Below are 8,330 nucleotides of genomic sequence, written 5' to 3' on the forward strand. Positions count from 1 at the left end.
GTTTTGCAATTTTAAGAAACTATGACGGACATGATTTCAAAGTGACTTTGGTTGATAGCAATGGAGATAGAGTTGCTGGCGGATATAGCGTAGCAGTTTCCACTTCTATCTTTAATGCAGGCACTTATTATTGGGAAGTTGAAAATAAAACAACAACTGGATCTACTTATGGTGGAATTACTTATGAAGTAAGATCTGGTGGCTAGTTAAACTTTCTATTAACGACTCAGCCCTATGAGTCGTTAATAGAAAACAATCTAAAATAAAAGCTTAAGTTTTATAAAATTATGTCGATAAAAGAAAACGACATATGAAAAAGGATTTTTATGAAAATCAGCACCAATCTACTACCTACTCTATTTGAAAGTAAAATATCTATTTTTACAAACAGTGATGATGAAAAAATAAAAAGCTTTTCTACTAAAACAAGCGAAAGTGGCTTAAAAATTAATATAAACACAACTCACCTTGATCCTAAAGTTAAAGAAAAAAAAGACAATAATGCTTTTGATTCATCATTAATTGAGGGAAGTGCATATGAAAAAGTATTTAAAAAAGAAGAGCTCAACTTTTCTAATATGAGTATAAAAGAACTTCATAGTATTGTTAAAAATGTGAATGAAATGGAACGAGAATACACACAAAAATACGATAGTGATGAACCAGTTAGATTAGGTAAGTCAGGAAACCCCATAATATCCAAAAAAAGAGAAGATATGAATAGTTTAGAGTCTAAACTTAGGATCCTTTCTTATGGTGGAGGGGATGTAGATCCTGATAAAAAAATTAATGTTATGGAGTATTTTTCTAATAGTTCAGAGAAATTAGATGGACTTGCTAAAGAATATCCTGAACGTCAGACTTATCAAGTAAGAGCCTCTTACATGAAAGAAATAATTAATACGTTTGATAAATTTATATCAGACGATACTTTTGATTTATATCAAGAAAAGGCTGCTTTATTGTTAACCGACAAAAAGAAAGTCGATGTTTTTATTTGAAAAAAGCCTAGAACATAGCAAAACAGCTAACAGCTTATTGAACACCATTTTGGTGGTTTATAACACACCGAAACGGCGTATATTACATACCCTGATAATTTCACCAATAATTACCTTTGTAAACAAGTAATTAAAACAGCTAGGAATTAAGCATGTTATTTTGCCCCAAAACGGCGTTTAATAATGTTATTGGACAAAATTAGATTTCTACTTAAAACACAGGAATAAATTTAACTTTTTCAGTGTCCGGTTATCGCTCAAAGCCGACCTATAGAATAATTGCTTTAACACGTTTTGGGGCAAAGGCAGCTTGGGGGTTGCTGCCTATATTAAATTAACAATCCGTTTCTCTGGATATCTTAATTGCATCTTCAATTTCAATTCCGAGATATCTTATGGTGTTATCAATTTTTGTATGGCCAAGCAGTAACTGAACGGCCCTTATATTTTTGGTTCGAGCATAAACCAATGTCGCTTTGGTTCTTCGCATTGAGTGAGTTCCATATAGAGCAGAATCAAGCCCTAACTGCTCAGCCCAACTCCTGATAATAGACCTGTAATATGAATAGCTTATTGGTTGATTAGAGCGACGTAAACTCCGGAACAAATAATCTTTAGGTTGCAATTTAACTTCTTGAACCCAACGGCTAATACTTTGTTGTGTTCTCGGCGTTATCTCAAATTGAACTTCGATCCTTGTTTTCTTTTGTATCCATTGCACTCTCTCAAAAACTTGATCTTGGGTAGCGACATCTCGAACTTTTAAAGACAGTAAATCACATGATCTTAATTTACTATCTATAGCCAAATTGAGTAACGCTAATTGCATCAAGTTGTTTTTAATTTCGATTCGAGTGCGAATACGCCAAATCTCTTCAAGCTTGAAAGGACGTTTCACACCAGTCGCATTGTGATTTAGTTCTGGTTTCATAGTGACCTCCTATTTAAAAGTTACTATGAGGATAGCGAATGTATTACTGATTAGGGTTTGGGCAGTTATGAGTTAGAGTCGATGGGCGGTTCTGTGCCATGAGCAGACTGAAGATCTTTAATGTCTGAAATCAAGATTTGGGTGATGCCAATCATACTCATTGCTAGGTCACAAAAAGTGGAACGCCTAGTAAAGCTCGCATGGATAGTCGCCTGTTTGTATATTAGTTGGTTTTGTTTACTCTTATTTATGTTGATTGCACCACTTAAGCCTAATCGAAAATAGTAATTTGGTATTCTTCGCATGTTAAATTAGGTTGTGATTAATGGCTTTTATAACGGCCTGAGTGCGGTCTTTTACCTCTAATTTAGCAAGGATTTGTGACACATGATTACGAATAGTCCCCTCAGAGTTATCTAACTTTTTGGCAATCACTTTGTTCGACATGCCTAAAGACAAACACTGCAATACGGTTTGTTCTTTGCCTGTTAAGCAGAGCTGAGGGCTTAGTTGCTTTTTGAGTAGAAAATCAGTCACCGCACTTTGCAATACTCGCTCACCTGCAACGACCTGCTTGATAGCGCTAATGAGTTCTTCAAGTTCAATGTTTTTAAGTACATATCCACGAGCACCTAGATTAAGGGCTTTGACTAATACATCACAATCTTCAAATGTGGTGATGATTAGCACGGGGGTTTTATCACCCTTCTCGCGCATTTTTTGCAGCACCCCGAGCCCATCTAAATTCGGCATTCTCATATCGAGTAAAGCAATGTCAAAACTATGCTCAGCTAATAGTGCAAGCGCTTGCAAGCCATCTTCAGCTTGGGCTTCTATATTAATGGCGTTATCGAGGTTAAGTAAATTAGCGAGGCCTAAACGAACTAAGGTCTGATCTTCAACTAGTAGGCACTTTATCATGGCTTTTTTCTTCTAAATTTAGTGGTAGGGTCATGGTATTGATCAGTGTTTCTTGCTCAAGGTGTTGTGAAAATTCACCACCAAATTGTGCCATTCGCTCATTTAATCCTGCTAATCCGTTCCCTTGTTTTGGTAAATGGGTCTCTGGTTGATTGTGATACGCTTTTGCAATTAACAGCGGCTGTTGGCCAACGTGGGAGACATTTACATGCAAAGTAAAATGGTTTGCTTGGGTATGTTTAAGGGTGTTGCTGATCATCTCTTGGGTAAACCGCAATACACACAGGGCAAAGTCTTGCGGGAGCTGCTCTGTCTCCTTACTTAGTTGGAGATCACAGTGTAAATTAGGTGTTAGTTCGCAAATGGCCTCAAGAGCTTGCTTAAGTATCGTTTTGTCATTGCGCTGAGTGGAAACGATTTCGCGCACCTCTGCCAATACTTCTTGGCTAAGTTGGTGGCAAAGAGAGAGGGTTTCAACGGTGGCTTCATTTGCAGCTCTTTTAGCAAAATCTAAATTAATGCTGAGCGCGGTAAGCTTATGGCCGAGTGAATCATGGAGCTCGCGTGATATATTTTGTCGCTCTTGCGCTGCATGCATCGCCCCCATCATGTGTTGGGTGGCTTTTAACTCTTTATAGTTTTGTCGGGATTGGTAATGTGTATTTAAACTTTCGACAATCCGGCGACTGACAAACCAATTCATCAAGCAAAAGAAAAACCAAATTGTAAACGTGATCCAAGGAATGCCATTTTCCCAGCGCGCATAATGCGTTAAACCATACACCAGCATGGCGGCCACAACACAAGCCAGTATCTTAGGAAGCGAAAAATGAGGACTAAAAACCGCGGTAAACATCACTAGGTGGATAAAAACTAAGGATGTTGAACTCAGTTGTATCATTGCCAAAATAAGCAAGAAATAGCCAAGCGCTACGCCGTGAACAAATTTGTTGGGTTGTTTTAACACATACAGCAAAATAGCTAAAATGGAACCACTTACTATGATTTGCAAATATAGTGCTAATTCTGAGTTGGCATAATAGGCACACGCCGATGTCACCCCAAGCCACGATGCCAATGTTGAAAAATGCCAATCGGTTGTATGTCGTATAGTTGATTCCATTACTGTGGCCATATTTTTTTAGCAATTATTGCAGAACTCACGTTGTAAAAACAGTGACATCTGTCATAGCTCGGGCTATGAGCTTTGTGACTAGTGCCATGAAACCTCATTCATTTATGCTTGATTAATAAAAGTTAGTTGGGCACATTAATGAATAAAGACAGTCGATTACACTACATTGATAATTTACGCAGCCTCGCGCTATTGCTCGGCATCGTATTTCATGCCGCTTTAGCCTACAGTCCGTTCTTTAGCAATATTTGGTTTACGGCAGACCCAAGCACACATGGTCTATTTGATTATATTACGCATACGCTGCACTTATTTCGTATGCCGTTATTTTTTATTATTGCAGGGTTTTGCAGTGCACTTTTAATAGATAAATCGAGCAACGCGCGCTTTTTACATCATCGCAGTAAACATATTCTACTGCCTTTTATTGTATTTTTACCGTTAAGCTTTGCCGTTTACTACCATGCCTTGAGTTTTGGAGCCGGTATAGCTAATCCAATACCGCCGATTTTTGCTGTGTTTAAAGTTATTAAAGAGCCTGTTGTTAGCACTATGCACTTATGGTTTTTGTGGAACTTATTCCAGTTTTGCTTAATTCACTGGTTGTTGAAAACAACTAACTTATTAGGCAATAAATTCGATGCGCTTAGCGCTCACCCTTTATTTATGTGGGTTGTACTTCCCATCGTGTTAACGTTTTCTTTAATGGGGCAATCTATTCCATTTCCTGCTCCTGATAAACTCACGCCACAGTTATGGTCGTATGGTTTTTACGGCAGTTTTTATTGGTTGGGAGTGGGGCTTAATAAAAAACAGCAACTCATTTGGTCATATAATAAGTACTTATGGCCTCTTATTTTGGGTGTTGCACTATCACTGACTGCTTATTTTTCTTTATTACCAGCCGCGCCAAGCTTAGATGAAGTGATTGCCGCCGCAACTACTGGGTATTTTGCCGCAGCGGGAGAGCTACATGTATTGCATGTTTTATCACAAGGACTGAGTGTTATTTTGTTAACCGCCATAACGTTTTTACTTGGGCATCGTTTTTTAAATCACCAAAGTAAGCTCAGTCGCAGCATCTCAAATGCATCATATTGGATTTATTTAATACATGTGCCAGTGCTGATTTATATTCAGATGCCATTAATTAATACTAGTTGGCCAGTTTTAGTAAAGTTTATAGTTAGCGTGGTTGTTACATTACTTATAGGTCAAATAAGTTATTTATTATTAGTTAAAAATACGTGGTTGGGCGCACTACTTAACGGTAGGCAAACCAAGAGAAAGGTAATACAGTCAGCTTAAATATCGTCACTTGGTAATGACTTAAAAGCACCACATAAAGGAATACTATTATGCATGCAATAACAATCAAATCGACCATCGCCACGATTCAACAAGGGGCAATCAAAGCCGACGGCAAATTTTGGCTAACCAACACCGATATTCATTTTGCGCCGTTGAATGCACAATTTGGGTTAGGGCCTTATATGTTTGCACGGTGTGAAATTGTAAAAGTGAGTAAGTGCTCTGGTAAAGTTGCGGGTATTTTGCCTTATACACATGATGCAATTGAAATCGTATTAAAAGATGGTAATAAATATCAATTCATTGTCTCGAATCCAATTGAATGGATTAAATTAATTAACCAATAGTTTAAAGTACAAACGCTGGTAGTCCATAAAAGTAACTATTGTTTTAATGTACCTAATAATGCACGATAAAACATGTCACTATTTTATTGGGCATATAGTAAGCACATGGATTTGATAAAAACGCTTTTGCTTAAGCTCCGTTTAGGTAAAAAAGCCGAACCCCTCATCGTTTTAGGGAAAAAACTATCAAACAACAATAACGTGGTAGTTAAGTCGCTTGAGTTATATTGGTTTTCGCCTGAAGCATATTTCGACGATATCAGTGAGTTTGAGAAAGACAATTGTTTTATTGAATCTGTTGATGATATAACCCCTGTTGATGCATTGGTGAGAGCGCTGAGTAGTGCAAATGCCGTTGTTTGTGTTATTAATCGCTCTGAGCCTTCCTTTACTTGTTTTGCCACTATTACAAAAGCTCGTGCCCATTCGTTTTGAAAAAGCCGACGAGGATCAAATCTTGACTTCAGATATCAAAACTTTTGATTGACTGCTTCGCTCAAAGTCGACCTATAGAGTTATTACGTTAACTCATTTTGGGGCAGAAACGAGTTTGGACTTCTCAGCTTTTACTAGATACAAGCTTATAATCTTAAAGCACAAAACGGAAGTAAACTTCCGGTTTTAAAGCCTGTATTGCTATATTTCGAAAGCAAACTTCCGTTTCTATGGCTTCAAAGGTCGTTTTCGGAAATATACACCTGTTTTCTTGATAGTGTTAACCTAGATTGCTAAATGAGCAACTTTTCAAGGGCTTTTTTGAGCGATAACCGGTCATTGAAATTGGATAAATGTAATTGCTTATTGAGCAAACTTTAGGTGTAATGGATACATAGTTAACGCTGAGCAATGTAGGGAAATAAGTAAGCTGATTTAGCTAAAACCTCTAAAAGCAAACTCCCATAGCTTAAACAACACCTATCCTGACACATCGAACAGATAGCGACTCAGCCCAACAAGCGATTATGCAACACAAATTGCGTATCGTATAAATACTAAAATGTTAGTAGTTAAGGAAAGGTATGAAGTTTTCCCATAGATTTGGTTTTGACCCAGAGTATAAAAATGAACCAATTAGCGAAGAAGCGCCAAATTGGTTGAAAAGCCTTTTCTTTATTAATGTTTTGGAGCCTCTCCTTTATATTGATGGTGATAGCCGTCAAAAGAATGAAGAATCAAAACCGCTGGGAGTTAAAGACTTAATTGAAAGGTTATGTGCAGAAAATGGGCACGAAACTGACTCCGAAGATTTTGACTCATGGACATGTTGGGATGCATTGAAATGCAGACTTATGAATCTCGAATGGTATCAATTTTATGACTTTGTTGAAATTACAGCGATAAAGATTAAAGAACAGGAAATAGAGTACAGCTCAGCATGGGAAAACTCGCGATTCGAATCATTTATGTTTCCGTCATATAGGCAAAAGGTAAATGATTTATTTTCGCAGCATAAAATTCAGTGGAAATTGAATGATGCTGGTAAATTAGAGACCTCACTTCCCAAAGATCTTGAAACAAGAGTATCAGCTATAGACTCTACTTTGCAGGATAAATTTGAACCCGCAAGAGTCCATTATTCCAAAGCTCGATCTTATATATTGAGCCCAAGTAAGGATCCTGAGAATTCAATTAAAGAGTCCGTAAGTGCAGTTGAGAGTGTTTGTAAAACTATCTATCCCAAATGCGCTACACTAGGTGACGCACTAAAGGCAATGAAAAGGGAGCAACTTATTTCTCCTATGCTTGTAACAGTTTTTGAGAAGTTTTATGCATATACAAATGCTGAACCAGCGGTAAGGCATGGTAGTAATAAAATGTCAGGCGTTGGCGAGATGGATGCAGAATTAGCGTTACATATGTCAGCTGCATTTATAAGAACGATAATTTCTAGAAAGTCGTAATTGACTGCTAATAAGAAATTAAATAAGGACAAAAAATTGTGCGTATCTAACTTCCGCTCATGGCACTTTTGCGAAGCTCAGCTGTGATCGATAATCGGACAGTTAGAATTTAAATGTCTGAAGTCAAGATTTTACCCGTTTGGCTTTAAAAACTAATATATGGACCGCAGGGACTGTACTATTACACTGTTATGCACACCTCAATCAAAGTAGCGAGATAACTCAAATATGCTAGATATCACAACCACGAACATAACTACAATTATCGCAGCATCTGCTGCGGTAGTCGCTGCTGTTTCAGCATGCTTTAGTTACTTCCTTTCTAAACGTATATACGATGAGATTAAGTCGGATGAAACCTTAATAGCAGGACGCTTGCATCAGGTGGGGCTTTCTGAAAAAGCTCATAATGACCCCTTAGTACGTACAGCACTTTTCAATAAATCTGCTCGAAAAGTATTTGTAACAACCGTAAAAGTATATGATCAAGATAATCAGCAAATTCCAGTAACGTGGTCAAACTCAATTTCTAAGGACGGAAATATTGAAGATCCAACTGGGTTGCTTGGGATCGTAAATACAGAGAATCTGTATATTAGGAGAAACGATGGTTCCGAATTTAGAGATGTATCAGTAAAAATTACTCACTCATTTTCCCCTAATGAATTAGTTCTAAAGTTCGATCCTTATCAAGGGTGGTGGCAATAATGCATAACAAGCGTGTCAATTCGACGCATTTAAGTTTCGCTCCTGCACGGGAGTTACCAGCGTCCGCTGTTGGCA

11 protein-coding genes are annotated in these 8,330 nt (G+C 37.6%); 8 read left to right on the plus strand and 3 right to left on the minus strand.

The window, feature by feature from the left end; all coding sequences use genetic code 11:
* A partial coding sequence (locus ACTRWE_RS18315) for a hypothetical protein (protein ID WP_462880453.1) occupies positions 1-206 on the plus strand: 206 nt, incomplete at its 5' end.
* 120 nt (positions 207-326) lie between these two features.
* Complete coding sequence (locus ACTRWE_RS18320; RefSeq protein WP_013463096.1) at positions 327-1,001, plus strand: hypothetical protein; 675 nt, start codon at positions 327-329, stop codon at positions 999-1,001.
* A 334-nt stretch (positions 1,002-1,335) separates the two neighbouring features.
* On the opposite strand, the gene ACTRWE_RS18325 is transcribed toward ACTRWE_RS18320, so the two are convergent.
* Positions 1,336-1,932: a tyrosine-type recombinase/integrase gene (locus ACTRWE_RS18325; protein ID WP_013463098.1), complete on the minus strand. Its 597-nt coding sequence runs from the start codon at positions 1,930-1,932 to the stop codon at positions 1,336-1,338.
* Between the two features lie 120 nt (positions 1,933-2,052).
* Here ACTRWE_RS18325 and ACTRWE_RS18330 point away from each other — a divergent pair, with 120 nt between their 5' ends.
* Positions 2,053-2,217 (plus strand): hypothetical protein, encoded by a 165-nt coding sequence (locus ACTRWE_RS18330; RefSeq protein ID WP_290187469.1) that lies wholly within the window; start codon positions 2,053-2,055, stop codon positions 2,215-2,217.
* Positions 2,218-2,238: 21 nt separating this feature from the next.
* Here the strand turns inward: ACTRWE_RS18330 and ACTRWE_RS18335 are convergent, their stop codons facing one another.
* Positions 2,239-2,853 carry a response regulator gene (locus ACTRWE_RS18335; RefSeq protein WP_013463099.1) on the minus strand — a complete coding sequence of 205 codons (615 nt, stop codon included), beginning with the start codon at positions 2,851-2,853 and terminating at the stop codon, positions 2,239-2,241.
* Positions 2,831-3,976 carry a sensor histidine kinase gene (locus tag ACTRWE_RS18340; RefSeq protein ID WP_013463100.1) on the minus strand — a complete coding sequence of 382 codons (1,146 nt, stop codon included), beginning with the start codon at positions 3,974-3,976 and terminating at the stop codon, positions 2,831-2,833. The genes ACTRWE_RS18335 and ACTRWE_RS18340 overlap by 23 nt, the downstream gene beginning before the upstream one ends.
* Positions 3,977-4,126: 150 nt before the next feature.
* Here ACTRWE_RS18340 and ACTRWE_RS18345 point away from each other — a divergent pair, with 150 nt between their 5' ends.
* The 5 genes from ACTRWE_RS18345 to ACTRWE_RS18365 all read left to right on the plus strand — a co-directional run bounded on the left by ACTRWE_RS18345 (position 4,127) and on the right by ACTRWE_RS18365 (position 8,255).
* Entirely contained in the window at positions 4,127-5,296 is a 1,170-nt protein-coding gene (locus tag ACTRWE_RS18345; RefSeq protein ID WP_041695990.1) for an acyltransferase family protein, read from the plus strand.
* A gap of 50 nt (positions 5,297-5,346) precedes the next feature.
* Entirely contained in the window at positions 5,347-5,646 is a 300-nt protein-coding gene (locus ACTRWE_RS18350; protein WP_013463102.1) for a hypothetical protein, read from the plus strand.
* 105 nt (positions 5,647-5,751) lie between these two features.
* Positions 5,752-6,081 carry a hypothetical protein gene (locus ACTRWE_RS18355; protein ID WP_147154729.1) on the plus strand — a complete coding sequence of 110 codons (330 nt, stop codon included), beginning with the start codon at positions 5,752-5,754 and terminating at the stop codon, positions 6,079-6,081.
* A 584-nt stretch (positions 6,082-6,665) separates the two neighbouring features.
* Entirely contained in the window at positions 6,666-7,547 is an 882-nt protein-coding gene (locus ACTRWE_RS18360) for an AbiJ-NTD4 domain-containing protein (RefSeq protein ID WP_013463104.1), read from the plus strand.
* 228 nt (positions 7,548-7,775) lie between these two features.
* Entirely contained in the window at positions 7,776-8,255 is a 480-nt protein-coding gene (locus ACTRWE_RS18365) for a hypothetical protein (RefSeq protein WP_013463105.1), read from the plus strand.
* Positions 8,256-8,330 lie beyond the last annotated feature (75 nt).

Source organism: Pseudoalteromonas sp. G5_S1_54_S4 (assembly GCF_054968565.1).